A 14,237-nucleotide genomic window follows, 5' to 3' on the forward strand; every position below is an offset into this window, starting at 1 on the left:
TCTACAGCTTCAAAAACAGAACTATTAAATCAACGATTAATTACTCAGCAATATTCACAATATCATTATTAGCTTCAGATCTATCCAATAGCTCCACGATAGCCATTGGAGCATTATCTCCCTTCCTGAACCCACATTTAAGAATTCTTAAATAACCTCCGTTTCGATTCTGATATCGCGGTCCCAATTCAGAAAAGATTTTAACAACATTTTCTCTATTTCTTAATCTATCAAATGCCAATCGTTTGCTAGCTAAGGTTGGATTTTTACCTAAAGTAATTACCGGTTCTACTACACGACGAAGCTCTTTAGCTTTAGGGAGTGTGGTTTTTATAATTTCATGTTCAAGCAAAGAATTAGTTAAGTTCCTGAACATAGCCAAACGATGACTAGAGGTTCGGTTTAATTTTCGCAATCCATTACGATGACGCATGTCCCGGTTCCTTTACATAATTTTCTAAGTTAGCTGGCGGCCAATTCTCTAATTTCATACCTAGCGATAAATCACGTGAAGCTAGCACTTCTTTAATTTCGTTTAATGATTTTCTACCTAAATTAGGTGTACGAAGAAGCTCAGCTTCTGTTCGTTGTATTAAGTCTCCAATATAAAATATATTCTCAACTTTCAAACAATTCGCGGAGCGGACGGTAAGCTCTAAATCATCAACTGGCCGCAACAAAATAGGATCAATTGCAGGAGCTCTCGGTTGCTCAGTAGGCAATAGAGTACTCTCTAGATCTGCAAAAAAAGAAAACTGTTCAACCAATACCCTTGCTGCATAACGAATAGCTTCTTCCGGATCAACAGAACCATTTGTTTCAATATCAATAATCAGCTTATCAAGATCTGTTCTTTGCTCCACACGTGCATTTTCTATCGTGTAACTGACACGTCTAACCGGGCTAAATGAAGCATCCAGCAGTATATCACCGATAGAAGATAAACTTTTATCTTCTCGACTGCGATTAACAGAAGGTAAATATCCTCTTCCTTTTTCTACAGTTATTTGCGCCTCAATACGGCCACCGCTAGTAATATGAGCAATCACATGTTCTGGGTTGACTATCTCAACATCGTGAGAAGATTCAATATCTCCAGCCGTGACAATACCCTCCGTATCTTTCTTTAAAGAAAGAACAGTAGAGTTCTTGCTATGAAGTTTTAGTACAACTCCCTTCAAGTTCAATATCAGATCAACGATATCTTCCTGTAAGCCATCTATCGTTGAATATTCATGAACCACTCCGCTAATACTAATTTTAGTAGGAGCACAACCAGGAATGGAAGATAATAAAACGCGACGTAATGCATTACCTAAAGTGTAACCAAAGCCTCGTTCAAAAGGCTCCATTACAACTTTAGCGCGTAAAGGCGAGAGATTATGTACCTCTATAATCCTAGGTGTAAGAAAACTATTCGATGACATATAGGTGCCAATATAAAAAATGCCGATTACTTTGAATAAAGCTCAACTACAAGAGATTCATTAATAGTTGAAGATAAATCACTGCGATCAGGTTTATTCTTATAAAGGCCTTTAAGGTTATCAAAATCAACCTCCAGCCAGGATGGAATGCTACGACGCTTGGCTAATTCAATTGAAGATTTGATCCTCAAATAACTCTTTGCATGCTCAGCCACCTCTATTTGATCGCCTGGCCCTATTAATTGTGAAGGTATATTAGCTTTTTTACCATTTAAAAGAATGCAATCGTGTCTAATTATTTGTCGTGCTTCAGCTCTTGATGCCCCAAATCCCATATTATATGCAACATTATCCAAACGGCTTTCTAAAAGCTTAAGTAAATTCTCACCTGTAATACCCTTTTGTCTATCGGCTCGTTTATATACATTACGAAACTGATTCTCCAACAAGCCATAGATTCTTCTAATTTTTTGCTTTTCTCTTAGCTGCACAGCATAATCGGATAGTCTTGTTTTTCTCTGTCCATGTTGTCCAGGTGGATAATTTCTACGCTCTATTGGACATTTATCACTAAAACACTTGTCACCTTTCAGGAATAATTTTTCTCCCTCCCGACGACATTGACGACACTTTGGGTTTATATTTCTGGCCACAGATTTTCTCCTTCTTAGATACGACGCTTCTTGGGCGGCCTACACCCATTATGAGGCACAGGTGTCACATCAGTAATACTTGTAATTTTAAAACCTGTAGCATTAAGCGCTCTTACAGCCGAATCACGACCAGGTCCGGGTCCTTTAACTCTAATCTCTAAATTTTTAACGCCATACTCCAACGCAGCTCTGCCCGCATGTTCTGCAGCAACCTGTGCCGCAAAAGGAGTACTTTTACGCGATCCTTTGAATCCGACTCCTCCCGATGTAGCCCAAGACAAAGCATTTCCTTGTCGATCAGATATCGTCACAATTGTATTGTTAAAAGATGCATGTATATGTGCAACTCCTTCAATAATATTTTTCTTAATTTTCTTACGGCTTTTTAATGGAGGTTTTATCATTAATTTCTGATCTACTTTAAAATTAAATTGGCGAAAAAATTATCTAGCACGTATAGCTTTACGTGGACCTTTTCTTGTCCTCGCATTAGTTTTCGTTCGTTGGCCCCTTACTGGCAAACCCCTACGATGTCGCAATCCACGATAACTACCAAGATCAATCAACCTTTTAATATTCATAGAGACTTCTCTGCGCAAATCCCCCTCAACCAGCAGCTTCGCAATAGAATTTCTCAATTCTTCTAACTTACCATCCGTTAACTCTTTAAGTTTAATAAACGGTGGAATATCCAAATCCGTACAAATTTTACGTGCTGTCGAATTTCCTATACCATAAATCGCCGTCAAAGCTATGTTAACGTGCTTATTGCTAGGTAAGTTGACGCCTGCTATACGAGCCATTTTTTACCCTATATATTAAAAACGATAATTAACCTTGGCGTTGTTTATGCCTGGCATCGACACAAATAACACGAATAACCCCATAACGTTTAATTATTTTACAATTTCTACATATCTTTTTAATTGATGCTCTAACTTTCATAATAAACTCACGATAATATTTATGTAATGTAATAATTACAGTAACTACTTGGTGCGAAAAGTTATCCGTGCCCTAGTTAAATCGTAGGGTGTTAGATCAACTGTAACCTTGTCACCAGGTAAAATACGAATATAATTCATTCTCATCTTTCCAGAAATGTGGCCTAGTACAATATGGCCATTCTCTAATTTTATTCTGAACGTTGCATTTGGAAGCGTTTCAATAACCTCTCCTTGCATTTGTATAGTTTCTTCTTTTGCCATCACAACCCAACTATCGTAAAAAGTTACCACTGGTTTTAAAGTTAGCTTTCTTCAACAGACTCTCATATTGACCTGACATCACATGAGATTGAACTTGAGCCATAAAATCCATGGTAACCACGACAATTATTAGCAGCGAAGTTCCTCCAAAATAAAATGGAACATTCCATTTCAAAATCATAAACTCAGGTAACAGGCAAACTAGCGTGACATAAATTGAACCAATTAATGTTAACCTCAACATAATACGCTCTATATATTTCGTAGTTTGGTCACCTGGACGTATTCCAGGTATAAAAGCCCCACTTTTTTTCAGATTATCTGCCGTTTCCTTTGGATTAAATACGAGTGCAGTATAGAAAAAACAAAAAAATATGATCAATGCAGCATATAAAGCGACATAAATAGGCTGCCCAGGTGCCAACGTATTACTAAAGTCTTTTAACCAATTTAGAGACAGACTGTCAGAAAACCAACCAGCTAAAGTTGCGGGAAATAAAATAATACTGGAAGCAAATATTGGAGGTATAACTCCAGACATATTTAACTTTAGAGGCAAATGAGATGATTGGCCACCCATCATCTGCTTACCTACCTGCCTTTTTGCGTAGTTTACCAATATTTTCCGTTGGCCACGCTCTATAAAGACAACCAGCGCTGTAATAGCTATAGCTGCAATAAAAATAAATAAGGCAGTAAAAAAATGCATTGCGCCCGTATTTACCAGCTCAAGAGTCCCCCCAACAGCACTTGGAAATCCAGCTGCTATTCCAGCAAAAATTATCAAAGAAATTCCGTTCCCAATTCCGCGCTCTGTGATTTGCTCTCCAAGCCACATGAGGAATATGGATCCAGTTACAAGCGTAATGATTGTTGTAAATATAAAATGCATTCCTGGCTCCACCACTAAGCCAGGCTGTGATTGCAAGGCAAAGGAAATTCCATAGCTTTGTAATGTAGAAAGTAGCAGTGTACCGTAACGAGTGTATTGCGTTATCTTTTTCCTGCCTGACTCACCTTCCTTTTTCAAAGATTCCAAATATGGAACAGCTACTGTTCCAAGTTGCATAATAATAGATGCCGATATATAGGGCATAATTCCAAGTGCAAATATGGAAAATCTTGAAAGAGCCCCTCCCGAAAACATATTAAACATTCCCAGTATTCCACCTTCCTGGGAGTTAAAAAGATCTTTTAATACAACCGAATCAATTCCAGGAACGGGAACATGTGTACCAATGCGATACACAATCAAAGCAAGCAGCAAAAACCACAATCGCTTTTTTAAATCATAGAATCTATCAGACAAAGCAGCTTTTGATTTAGATACCATTTACATCTTCTATAGTTAACTCAACCTGACCACCCGCGTGCTCTACTATATCTTTGACACCTCGAGTTACTCTTAAATCTTTTAGCCTTATGGCTCGTGTACAAGCCTGAGCATCTGCAATAATTTTTACAGGGTAATTAATAGACTTTATAAGGTTGAATTCATGCAATACAGATGTATCAAACTCATTCCGATCAATTAACAACAAACTAGATAGTTTAATCTCTTGTATTTGTTTTTTCCCATAGACCACAAAACCTCTCTTAGGCAATCTGCGTTGCAATGGCATCTGCCCCCCTTCAAAGCCAATCTTATGAAAACCGCCTGCACGCGATTTCTGTCCCTTGTGCCCTCTGCCGCATGTTTTACCTAGCCCGGAACCAATCCCACGCCCCACTCTTCTTCTGGGTTTTGTAGAACCCATACCAGGCTTTATAGTATTAAGTCTCACCTTTATTCCTCTACTTTCAATAGATATGCTGTTTTATTAATCATACCTCTAGTCGAAGGTAAATCCGGCAAAAAAACCGTACGGTTAATCTTCCTTAATCCCATACCTTGTATTATCAATCTATGTCTCTTTTTTGCACCAATTAAACTTTTTACCAAGGTTATTTTTATAGATTTTAATTTTTCCATTTAAATCAGGCCCCAGTAATTTCGTCTATGCTTTTACCTCTTTTAGCAGCAATCATTGCAGGTGTTTGGATTTTATCTAAGCCATTCAGAGTGGCTCGCACTATATTATACGGATTTGTAGAACCCAAACACTTAGCTAAAATATTATGTACACCCATCACTTCAAAAATAGCACGCATAGGACCACCAGCGATAATTCCCGTCCCTTCTGAAGCTGGCTGCATATACACCCTGGCTGCACCATGTCGACCAATTATGGGATGATGAAGCGTACCATTTATCAAGTTAATCTTAATCATTCCACGACGAGCCTCATCCATAGCCTTCTGCACAGCTAAAGGAACCTCCCTAGATTTCCCCTTACCCATGCCGATACCACCTTTCCCATCACCAACCACTGTTAAAGCAGCAAAACCAAGAATTCTACCACCTTTTACAACTTTGGTAACACGATTGACAGAAATCATTTTTTCTTTCAATCCATCAGCCTTTATTTCGTCTTGAGTTTTTGTACCTGTAGATCTCGTTGTTTTAGCCACCGCAATTACCTTTATTTTAAAACTTCATCCCTGCTGATCTAGCTGCATCAGCAAGAGCCTTTATTCGGCCATGATACTTAAATCCAGATCTATCAAAAGCTATTTCACTAATCTGTGAATCAAGAGATTTCTTAGCCACTAATTGACCAATATACCTAGCAGCTTCCACCGTCCCACCGTTTGGATATTGTTTTTTTACCTCCGCCTCAACTGTCGAAGCACTAACAACTACATTATTTGATGAAGGATCCAAAATCTGCGCATAAATGTGATTATTACTCTTATGAACCAACAGCCTAAAACGCTTTGAATTGCTAATTTTAATTCTAGTTGCTTTAGCACGCCTTAAGCGAGCCTGTTTGATCGTATTTAGCAACATTATCTTATCCTTATATTACTTTTTCTTAGTTTCTTTAATTATAACTTTCTCATCAAAATATCGAATTCCCTTTCCCTTATATGGTTCAGGACGCCGATAAGATCTAACATCCGCAGCAACCTGACCAACTTTTTGTTTGTCGATACCTTTGATTAGGATTTCAGTTGGATTTGGCGTTTCTACCTTAATATCTTCTGGAACGGAATAAGATATAGGATGAGAGAAGCCGAGATTCAAATTTAAAATATTGCCAGAAACTTGTGCCTTATACCCAACTCCTACAATGAGAAGTTTTTTCTCAAATCCATTTGTCACACCTCTAATCATATTTGATATCAAAGCATTAATCGTTCCCACTATAGATCTTGCTTGTTTTGAAGAGTTTAAGGCTTGAATAGTTAAATAATTTGAGCTCATTTCAATTTTAGTATTATGCACATCAATTAATTGAAATAAACTTCCCAAAGGTCCTTTTATAGCTATACCCAATTCTGTCAACTGGACTTCCACTAATTTTGGTATCTCGATTGGTTTTGTTGTTGTGTAGAAAGACATTATTAAATTACCTCACGCAACTATGCACAATAACTCACCACCAACTCCTCCAGCTCTTGCCGAACGTTCGGTCATAACACCCTTAGAGGTTGATACAATAGCTATACCCAAACCATGCATCACCTTCGGCAGATTATTTCGTGATGAATACCTTCTTAATCCTGGTTTACTTATCCTGGTAAGTGAACTAATAACTGGTCCGCCGTTAAAATATTTCAAACATATATCTACAGATAACTTTCCATCACTGACTATCTCTTGATAGCTCTCAATATACCCTTCATCTTTTAATATTTTTAGAATTGCTTTTTTTAACTTTGATGAAGGGATCTTTACTTCTTTTTTTTCTGCAGCCTGCGCATTTCTTATGCGCGTAAGCATATCAGCTATTGGATCAGTCATGCACATATATACACCAATTTATATTTTGTTCCAGAAATAACTTTTTTATCACAATTTTCTTCAAAGTCAAAGCTTAACTTTACCAACTTGCTTTAATAACACCTGGAATTTCACCACGCATCGCTATTTCACGCAGTTTAATTCTTCCCAAACCAAATTTTTTATATACTCCTCTTGGCCTTCCAGTCAAGATACACCTCTGACGCAGTCTAACGGGACTAGAGTTTCTAGGGAGTCCTTGAAGTAAATTGCGCGCTGTTGACTTTTGTTCAATATCTGATTTGGTATCTTTTAAGACAGCAATTAATTCTGAACGACGTGTCGCATATTTATTTACTATTTCCATCCTCTTTATATTGCGATTTACTATTGACTTCTTAGCCACATTATTCCTTTAATTTTTAAATGGAAATTTAAAAGCAGAAAGCAAAGCCTTAGCTTCTATATCAGTTTTGGCCGTTGTGGTCATCGTTATATTCAAACCACGCAATTTATCAATTTTATCGTAATCTATTTCAGGAAATATAATCTGCTCTTTAATTCCCATATTAAAATTACCATGGCCATCAAAACCTTTTCCTCCTATTCCTCTAAAATCACGTATACGAGGGATAGCAATACTTACGAGACGATCCAAAAATTCGTACATCTTTATTCCACGCAAAGTTACCATGCAACCAACCGGATAACCTTGCCTTATTTTAAAAGTTGCAATAGATTTCTTCGCTTTCGTAATTATGGGTTTTTGTGCCGAGATCTTTTCCAGATCACTGACGGCATTTTCCATTATTTTTTTATCAACAGCAGCCTCACCAACACCCATATTTAGAGTTATCTTTGTTATTTTAGGAACCTGCATTACAGTTTTATAATTAAACTGCTGTATTAGTTCCTTTATAACTATATTTTTATAATGATCAAATAATCGAGCCATTTTATTCTTCTATCCTTACAAATCTATTAGAGTGCCATCAGATTTAAAGTAGCGTACTTTATTACCTGATTCATTAAACCTAAAACCGACTCTATCCGCCTTATTTTTGTCAGAATTAAAAATTGCAATATTAGAAACATGAATTGGTTTTTCTATTTCAACAATCCCACCAACAATATTTTTACTTGGATTAGGCTTAACATGCGATTTAACTCTATTTACATCTCTAACTATTACTTTTTCTACACTTTCAAACTTAATTACCGTTGATTGCTTACCCTTATCTTTACCTGATAATATAATTACGTTGTCACCCTTCCTGATTTTTTTCATGGCCATAAGCTCTTTACTTTAAATTACTTCGGGAGCTAGAGACACTATTTTCATGAACTTTGCCGTACGAAGCTCACGTGTCACCGGACCAAAAATTCTAGTACCTATAGGCTCTAATTTATTATTCAAAATTACCGCGGCATTCGTATCGAACTTCACCAAAGAGCCATCAGATCTGCGGATTCCCTTTGCTGTTCGTACAATAACCGCGTTATAAACCTCTCCTTTTTTGATACGACCACGAGGTGCGGCATCTTTTACAGCAACTTTAATAACATCTCCGATTCCAGCAAATCTTCGCTTTGATCCTCCGAGAACCTTGATACACATTACAGTGCGAGCCCCCGTATTATCAGCTACTTTTAGTAAAGACTGCATCTGAATCATATTTATACTTCCTGTTAAGATTGATTCTAAATTTTGTACGGTAGGATATAAATAACACTTTTCAATCGAGGGTTATATTCAATTAATCTTTACTACCTTGATTACTCGCCAAGATTTGGTTTTTGATATAGGGCGTGCTTCACTTATAGCTACCACATCGCCCACTTTATATTGATTATGCTCATCGTGAGCATGATATTTTTTTGAACGAGTGATAATTTTTCCATAAAGAGGGTGTTTTACTTTTCTGTCAATTCTTACAGTTACTGTTTTATCTCTCTTATCACTTATAATTTGTCCAATCAGATATTTACTTTGATTGTCTAAATTCATCGCCATCCTCTTTTTCTCGAATAATGGTTTTAATACGCGCTATATCTCTACGCACTTTTTTAACTTGAGACGTATCTGTAAGCTGTTGCGTCTTCAACTGGAACCTCAAACCAAATTGGATTCTTCTTAACGATAAAAGCTCTTTTTCCAAATCTGGCAATCCTTTTCCCTTTAATTCTATTACTTTCATTAAGAAATCAACTCCCTAAATGCCTTATCACAAATACCGTCTGCATTGGTAGCTTTGCAGCAGCCAATCTAAAAGCCTCACGTGCAAGCAGTTCATCAACTCCATCCATTTCATAAAGCACTTTTCCTGGCTGAATCTCTGCAACATAGTACTCTGGATTCCCCTTACCCTTTCCCATTCTAACTTCAGCAGGTTTTCGCGAAACAGGCTTATCTGGAAAAATTCTTATCCAAATACGTCCACCACGCTTGATATGTCTCGTCATTGCACGTCGAGCCGCTTCAATTTGTCTTGAGGTTAATCTTCCACGGCCTATAGCTTTAAGCCCAAACTCCCCAAAACTAACCTTTGCGCCTCTGGTTGCCATACCAGTATTGCGACCTTTATGCTGCTTACGAAACTTGGTTCTGGCTGGTTGTAACATTACTAAATCCCTTGCTTTCGAGCTACTTTAAAATATAGTCACAAACTTAATCTGAGCTGACTCTCAGAGACATTAAGCTTTTGCTTAGTTTTGACGATCCCTCACACTAAGCTGTTCCCCTTTAAAAACCCAAACTTTAACGCCAATCACACCATAAGTTGTTTTAGCTTCTGAAGTTCCGTAATCAACTTCGGCTCTTAATGTATGAAGAGGCACTCTTCCCTCTCGATACCATTCAGTTCGTGCTATTTCTATACCATTCAACCTTCCAGAACTCATTATCTTAATCCCCTGAGCTCCTAATCTCATAGCGTTTTGTATCGCCCTTTTCATAGCTCTTCTAAACATTATTCTTTTTTCAAGCTGTTGAGTAATACTAGCCGCAATAAGTTGCGCATCAATCTCAGGCTTACGTATTTCCTCTATATTGATGTGCACAGGAACATTCATAAGTTTCTCAACATTTTTACGAAGAATCTCAATATCTTCGCCTTTTTTACCAATTACAACACCTGGTCTTGACGTATGTATTGTGATTTTTGCATTTCTTGATGGTCTTTCAATAATGATACTTCCTACAGAAGCATGCGCTAACCTTTTTTGAAGATACTGCCGCACATTAATATCTTCATTTAAAAAAACTGAAAATTTCTTTGTGTTTGCATACCAACGAGAAGACCAGTTTTTTAGAACTGAAAGTCTAAATCCTGTCGGATTAATTTTTTGACCCATGAATTATTTACCTTTTTTCATGTTTACTTAATAAATTTCTATCTATTGCAGACGGTCAAGAAAATATTACATGTTGGTTTTGATATACGATTTCCTCTCCCTTTTGCGCGCGGACTAACACGTTTTAGTGAAGATCCTTGCCCTATAAAAACTCGAGCTACTTTTAATTCGTCAATATCAGCACCTTCATTATGCTCCGCATTTGCTACTGCTGACTCAAGTAACTTTAAAATAATTACCGCCCCCTTCTTGGGACTGAATGTCAAGAGCTTAATAGCCTGATCAACCTGCAATCCTCGAATTTGATTTACCACTAACCGCCCTTTTTGAGCGGATAATCTAACGCTACGTAAAACTACAGATGTTTCCATATATAATCCTATCGCTTAGAACCTGCTGCCTTCTTATCACCAGCATGGCCTTTAAACGTTCTAGTATGAGAAAACTCACCAAGTTTATGACCAACCATGTTTTCTGTTATAAAAATGGGAATATGCTGCCTTCCATTGTGGACAGAAATAGTTAATCCAATAAAATCCGGGAGAATGGTTGATCTCCGTGACCAAGTTTTTATAGGCCTTTTATCATTATTTTTACGAACAACTATGACTTTATTGATGAGATGTAAATCAACAAAAGGACCTTTTGAAATAGATCGGCTCATACTTTTAACCTTTCTTAGAATATCTGCTTCGAACAATCATATTGACTGTCCTCTTGTTTCTTCTTGTCCGAGATCCTTTTGAAGGCGTGCCCCAAGGACTTACAGGGTGCCTTCCAGCGGCAGTTTTACCTTCTCCACCACCATGAGGATGATCAACAGGATTCATCGCCACACCTCGAACTGTTGGACGAATTCCTCTCCATCTTACAGCCCCAGCCTTACCTATTGATTGCAAATTATGCTCGGAATTACCAACCTCTCCAATTGTTGCTCTACAATTTATATGTATCTTCCTAATCTCACCCGATCTCAATCTAATCTGAGAATAGTCACCTTCGCGCGCCATAAGCTGAGCAGAGGATCCAGCAGAACGTGCTAATTGCGCTCCCTTACCAGGCTTTAGCTCGATACAATGAATCACACTTCCAACCGGAATGTTACGGATAGGCAATGCATTACCAGTTTTAACTGGAGAACCTGATCCATTGACCACGTACGAACCCACCTCTATATCCTTTGCTGCAATAATATATTTCCTTTCTCCATCCGCATAGCAAAGTAATGCTAAATATGCACTTCTGTTAGGATCATACTCAATGCGCTCAACCTTTGCAGGAATATCATCTTTATTTCTGCAAAAATCGACAATCCGATAATGATGTTTATGTCCCCCACCAATATGTCGTACTGTTATCTTTCCAGAATTATTCCTGCCTGAATTTTTTTTCTTTTTCTCAGTTAATGCAGAATATGAATTTCCCTTATATAAAAAACTGTTTACAGATCTAACTACTGCTCTTTGACCTGGAGAGGTAGGTTTTGATTTTTTAAGTGTCATTATTTATCCTCAAACAACCTTACATCAGTAAAATCTATCTCGCGGTCATCTTTTAGACTAACAAATGCTTTTTTCCAATCTGATTTTTGCCCTATATATCGGCCAAATCTTTTTTTCTTTCCCTTTACATTTATTATTTGCACGCTCTTTACTTTAATATTCTGTGATTTCCAAATCTGCTCAATAGCTGATTTAATTTCAGCTTTATTAGCATCGCGTGAAACATAAAATATGATTTGCCTAACTTTCTCAGCTAAAAAAGTTGCCTTCTCGGAAATTTGTGGAGCTTTTATTACTTCCAGTGCTCTTTCACTGCCTATATTGATAATTTTCATTGCAATACGCTTTCAATTTTATTTACTGCTTCGCGAGTAATAACAACGTTATCATAAGACAGTAAGCTTACAGGGTCTATTAAGTCAATCTCGACTACTTTTATATTCGGTACATTTCTGGAAGCCAGATACAAATTCTCATCTACTTCATCAGTAATAATCATTACATTTTCAAGTTGATAATTTTTTAATTTCTGCAAAAAAAATTTTGTTTTTGTAGTCTCGACCCGAAATTCACTTATCGCTACTAATTTACTATTTCTTAATAGTTGGGAAAATATCGTACACATCCCCGCACGATACATTTTGCGATTTACTTTTTTGGTAAAGTTTTCTGTTGGCTTATTGGGAAATATTTTCCCACCTCCCCTCCACAATGGATTCGATGCCGCACCAACTCTTGCTCTTCCGGTTCCTTTCTGTCTCCATTGTTTGCGCGTAGAACCGGCAACTTCAGATCGCCCCTTTTGGGCTCGAGTACCGCTTCTGGCATTCGCCAAATACGATGTCACTATTTGATGAACCAATGCTTCGTTATATACCCTGTCAAAAACAGAATCTGATACTTCAATATTAACAACTTGTCCATTTTCGCTTCTACAAGGAATTTTAACCATTTGCTTATACTTATCAGTTATTGTTTATTTGCGTGTTTCACACTTGGGCGTATAAAAACTCCGTTGCCTTTTGAACCCGGAACCGATCCCTTCAAAAAAATCAGACCACGAACAGTATCAACACGTACAACTTCAATATTCTGGATTGTGCTATTTACACCCCCCAACCGACCTGTCATTTTCTTCCCGGGGAAAACCCGACCTGGATCTTGCGCCATACCAATCGAACCCGGAACATTATGTGATCTTGAATTACCATGACTGGCTCTACTCGAAGAAAAATTATGACGCTTTATAGTACCGGCATACCCCTTACCTATAGACACCCCACTTACATCTACTTTTGACCCTGTCAGGAAAATTTCGACGTTTATTTCAGAACCTAATTTTAGGTCGCTATTGATAGCTTGCTGCTCTATTCTAAATTCTTTTATTACTTTTCCTGCCTCTACACCAGCCCGTGCAAAATGACCAGATAGTGCCTTTGTTATTCTATTTTTCCGTCGATATCCTTGCGTCAACTGAATTGCTGAATAGCCATCCCTTTCAGCTGTTTTAATCTGCACCACACGATTTTTCGAAACATCAAGAACGGTGACAGGCACGCTACTTCCAGACTCGGTAAAGATTCTAGTCATTCCTACTTTTTTACCGATAAGCCCTAATTTCATTTGCTTCCCCTACTTTGAGTTTTTGCCTTCTATAGCTAATAAAATAAACTACAGCTTGATTTCAACATCAACACCAGCAGGCAAATCAAGCTTCATCAGTGCATCTACTGTTTTATCTGTAGGATCAATAATATCCATTAGCCTCAAATGCGTTCTAATCTCAAACTGATCGCGCGAAGTTTTATTTACGTGCGGTGATCGCAGTACATCAAATCGTTCAATACGCGTCGGCAGTGGCACTGGCCCCTTAACCACAGCTCCTGTCCGCTTTGCTGTTTCTACTATTTCAACAGCTGACTTATCTATTAGGCGATAGTCGAAAGCTTTTAAACGTATACGTATTTTTTGATTTTGCATAAAGCACTCTAAGTTGTATATTTTACGGAGCTTGTTTTATATGAGACTACCAATCCTTAGCAGTATCGATGTATCTAAACTTATTCAATTACTTTGGCGACCACACCAGCGCCGACGGTACGTCCACCTTCACGAATAGCAAAACGTAATCCCTCGCTCATTGCTATTGGTGCAATCAAATTGACATTAACCGATATATTATCACCTGGCATCACCATTTCGACGCCTGCCGGCAGTTCAATGGAGCCTGTTACATCAGTTGTTCTGAAATAAAACTGTGGGCGATA

29 protein-coding genes and 1 pseudogene are annotated in these 14,237 nt (G+C 37.7%); all 30 read right to left on the reverse strand.

Annotated elements, in window-relative coordinates:
* Window positions 1-40 precede the first annotated feature (40 nt).
* On the reverse strand, window positions 41-433 hold the full coding sequence (rplQ, locus tag C8R14_RS07320; protein WP_011633697.1) for a 50S ribosomal protein L17: 393 nt from the start codon (window positions 431-433) through the stop codon (window positions 41-43).
* Window positions 420-1,427 carry a DNA-directed RNA polymerase subunit alpha gene (locus C8R14_RS07325; RefSeq protein WP_011633696.1) on the reverse strand — a complete coding sequence of 336 codons (1,008 nt, stop codon included), beginning with the start codon at window positions 1,425-1,427 and terminating at the stop codon, window positions 420-422. The genes rplQ and C8R14_RS07325 overlap by 14 nt, the downstream gene beginning before the upstream one ends.
* A 26-nt stretch (window positions 1,428-1,453) precedes the next feature.
* Window positions 1,454-2,080: a 30S ribosomal protein S4 gene (gene rpsD, locus C8R14_RS07330; RefSeq protein WP_011633695.1), complete on the reverse strand. Its 627-nt coding sequence runs from the start codon at window positions 2,078-2,080 to the stop codon at window positions 1,454-1,456.
* A gap of 14 nt (window positions 2,081-2,094) precedes the next feature.
* Window positions 2,095-2,484 carry a 30S ribosomal protein S11 gene (gene rpsK / locus C8R14_RS07335; protein WP_011633694.1) on the reverse strand — a complete coding sequence of 130 codons (390 nt, stop codon included), beginning with the start codon at window positions 2,482-2,484 and terminating at the stop codon, window positions 2,095-2,097.
* Window positions 2,485-2,523: 39 nt separating this feature from the next.
* Window positions 2,524-2,883: a 30S ribosomal protein S13 gene (gene rpsM / locus C8R14_RS07340; protein WP_011633693.1), complete on the reverse strand. Its 360-nt coding sequence runs from the start codon at window positions 2,881-2,883 to the stop codon at window positions 2,524-2,526.
* Between the two features lie 28 nt (window positions 2,884-2,911).
* A complete protein-coding gene (rpmJ, locus tag C8R14_RS07345; protein WP_074455458.1) occupies window positions 2,912-3,025 on the reverse strand; it encodes a 50S ribosomal protein L36 in 114 nt (37 codons plus the stop codon).
* 44 nt (window positions 3,026-3,069) lie between these two features.
* Complete coding sequence (gene infA / locus C8R14_RS07350; RefSeq protein WP_011111057.1) at window positions 3,070-3,288, reverse strand: translation initiation factor IF-1; 219 nt, start codon at window positions 3,286-3,288, stop codon at window positions 3,070-3,072.
* A 10-nt stretch (window positions 3,289-3,298) separates the two neighbouring features.
* The gene (gene secY, locus C8R14_RS07355; RefSeq protein ID WP_011633692.1) at window positions 3,299-4,621 is read right to left on the reverse strand and encodes a preprotein translocase subunit SecY; all 1,323 of its coding nucleotides are present in this window, start codon (window positions 4,619-4,621) and stop codon (window positions 3,299-3,301) included.
* Complete coding sequence (rplO, locus tag C8R14_RS07360; RefSeq protein WP_011633691.1) at window positions 4,611-5,072, reverse strand: 50S ribosomal protein L15; 462 nt, start codon at window positions 5,070-5,072, stop codon at window positions 4,611-4,613. The genes secY and rplO overlap by 11 nt, the downstream gene beginning before the upstream one ends.
* 2 nt (window positions 5,073-5,074) lie before the next feature.
* Window positions 5,075-5,260 (reverse strand): 50S ribosomal protein L30, encoded by a 186-nt coding sequence (gene rpmD, locus C8R14_RS07365; protein WP_011633690.1) that lies wholly within the window; start codon window positions 5,258-5,260, stop codon window positions 5,075-5,077.
* Between the two features lie 5 nt (window positions 5,261-5,265).
* The gene (gene rpsE, locus C8R14_RS07370) at window positions 5,266-5,799 is read right to left on the reverse strand and encodes a 30S ribosomal protein S5 (RefSeq protein WP_011633689.1); all 534 of its coding nucleotides are present in this window, start codon (window positions 5,797-5,799) and stop codon (window positions 5,266-5,268) included.
* A gap of 16 nt (window positions 5,800-5,815) precedes the next feature.
* Window positions 5,816-6,178: a 50S ribosomal protein L18 gene (gene rplR, locus C8R14_RS07375; protein WP_011633688.1), complete on the reverse strand. Its 363-nt coding sequence runs from the start codon at window positions 6,176-6,178 to the stop codon at window positions 5,816-5,818.
* A gap of 15 nt (window positions 6,179-6,193) precedes the next feature.
* Window positions 6,194-6,733 (reverse strand): 50S ribosomal protein L6, encoded by a 540-nt coding sequence (gene rplF / locus C8R14_RS07380; protein WP_011633687.1) that lies wholly within the window; start codon window positions 6,731-6,733, stop codon window positions 6,194-6,196.
* Between the two features lie 12 nt (window positions 6,734-6,745).
* On the reverse strand, window positions 6,746-7,141 hold the full coding sequence (gene rpsH / locus C8R14_RS07385; protein WP_011633686.1) for a 30S ribosomal protein S8: 396 nt from the start codon (window positions 7,139-7,141) through the stop codon (window positions 6,746-6,748).
* A gap of 73 nt (window positions 7,142-7,214) precedes the next feature.
* Complete coding sequence (gene rpsN, locus C8R14_RS07390; protein WP_011633685.1) at window positions 7,215-7,520, reverse strand: 30S ribosomal protein S14; 306 nt, start codon at window positions 7,518-7,520, stop codon at window positions 7,215-7,217.
* Between the two features lie 9 nt (window positions 7,521-7,529).
* Window positions 7,530-8,069: a 50S ribosomal protein L5 gene (rplE, locus tag C8R14_RS07395; RefSeq protein ID WP_011633684.1), complete on the reverse strand. Its 540-nt coding sequence runs from the start codon at window positions 8,067-8,069 to the stop codon at window positions 7,530-7,532.
* A gap of 15 nt (window positions 8,070-8,084) precedes the next feature.
* Window positions 8,085-8,402, reverse strand: a complete 318-nt coding sequence (gene rplX, locus C8R14_RS07400; protein WP_041353679.1) for a 50S ribosomal protein L24 — start codon at window positions 8,400-8,402, stop codon at window positions 8,085-8,087.
* An 18-nt stretch (window positions 8,403-8,420) separates the two neighbouring features.
* Window positions 8,421-8,789, reverse strand: coding sequence for a 50S ribosomal protein L14 (rplN, locus tag C8R14_RS07405; protein ID WP_011633682.1), 369 nt, complete (start codon window positions 8,787-8,789; stop codon window positions 8,421-8,423).
* 78 nt (window positions 8,790-8,867) lie between these two features.
* Entirely contained in the window at window positions 8,868-9,122 is a 255-nt protein-coding gene (gene rpsQ / locus C8R14_RS07410) for a 30S ribosomal protein S17 (protein WP_011633681.1), read from the reverse strand.
* Window positions 9,100-9,312 carry a 50S ribosomal protein L29 gene (rpmC, locus tag C8R14_RS07415; protein WP_041353422.1) on the reverse strand — a complete coding sequence of 71 codons (213 nt, stop codon included), beginning with the start codon at window positions 9,310-9,312 and terminating at the stop codon, window positions 9,100-9,102. The genes rpsQ and rpmC overlap by 23 nt, the downstream gene beginning before the upstream one ends.
* 7 nt (window positions 9,313-9,319) lie before the next feature.
* Entirely contained in the window at window positions 9,320-9,736 is a 417-nt protein-coding gene (rplP, locus tag C8R14_RS07420; protein ID WP_011633680.1) for a 50S ribosomal protein L16, read from the reverse strand.
* Window positions 9,737-9,841: 105 nt separating this feature from the next.
* Window positions 9,842-10,468: pseudogene (gene rpsC, locus C8R14_RS07425) on the reverse strand (30S ribosomal protein S3); the annotation flags it as partial.
* Window positions 10,469-10,506: 38 nt separating this feature from the next.
* Entirely contained in the window at window positions 10,507-10,839 is a 333-nt protein-coding gene (rplV, locus tag C8R14_RS07430) for a 50S ribosomal protein L22 (protein WP_011633678.1), read from the reverse strand.
* Window positions 10,840-10,847: 8 nt separating this feature from the next.
* Window positions 10,848-11,132, reverse strand: coding sequence for a 30S ribosomal protein S19 (gene rpsS / locus C8R14_RS07435; protein ID WP_011633677.1), 285 nt, complete (start codon window positions 11,130-11,132; stop codon window positions 10,848-10,850).
* A 4-nt stretch (window positions 11,133-11,136) separates the two neighbouring features.
* Window positions 11,137-11,970, reverse strand: a complete 834-nt coding sequence (gene rplB / locus C8R14_RS07440; RefSeq protein ID WP_011633676.1) for a 50S ribosomal protein L2 — start codon at window positions 11,968-11,970, stop codon at window positions 11,137-11,139.
* Window positions 11,970-12,305: a 50S ribosomal protein L23 gene (gene rplW / locus C8R14_RS07445; protein ID WP_011633675.1), complete on the reverse strand. Its 336-nt coding sequence runs from the start codon at window positions 12,303-12,305 to the stop codon at window positions 11,970-11,972. Before rplW ends, rplB begins: the two co-directional genes overlap by 1 nt.
* Window positions 12,302-12,922, reverse strand: coding sequence for a 50S ribosomal protein L4 (gene rplD, locus C8R14_RS07450; RefSeq protein WP_011633674.1), 621 nt, complete (start codon window positions 12,920-12,922; stop codon window positions 12,302-12,304). The genes rplW and rplD overlap by 4 nt, the downstream gene beginning before the upstream one ends.
* Window positions 12,923-12,939: 17 nt before the next feature.
* The gene (gene rplC, locus C8R14_RS07455; RefSeq protein ID WP_011633673.1) at window positions 12,940-13,593 is read right to left on the reverse strand and encodes a 50S ribosomal protein L3; all 654 of its coding nucleotides are present in this window, start codon (window positions 13,591-13,593) and stop codon (window positions 12,940-12,942) included.
* A 48-nt stretch (window positions 13,594-13,641) separates the two neighbouring features.
* The gene (rpsJ, locus tag C8R14_RS07460) at window positions 13,642-13,950 is read right to left on the reverse strand and encodes a 30S ribosomal protein S10 (protein ID WP_011633672.1); all 309 of its coding nucleotides are present in this window, start codon (window positions 13,948-13,950) and stop codon (window positions 13,642-13,644) included.
* An 80-nt stretch (window positions 13,951-14,030) separates the two neighbouring features.
* Window positions 14,031-14,237, reverse strand: a 207-nt coding sequence (locus tag C8R14_RS07465) for an EF-Tu C-terminal domain-related protein (RefSeq protein ID WP_501037261.1), incomplete at its 5' end; no start/stop codon positions are given.

The organism is Nitrosomonas eutropha (genome assembly GCF_003201195.1).
Taxonomy (GTDB): domain Bacteria; phylum Pseudomonadota; class Gammaproteobacteria; order Burkholderiales; family Nitrosomonadaceae; genus Nitrosomonas; species Nitrosomonas eutropha.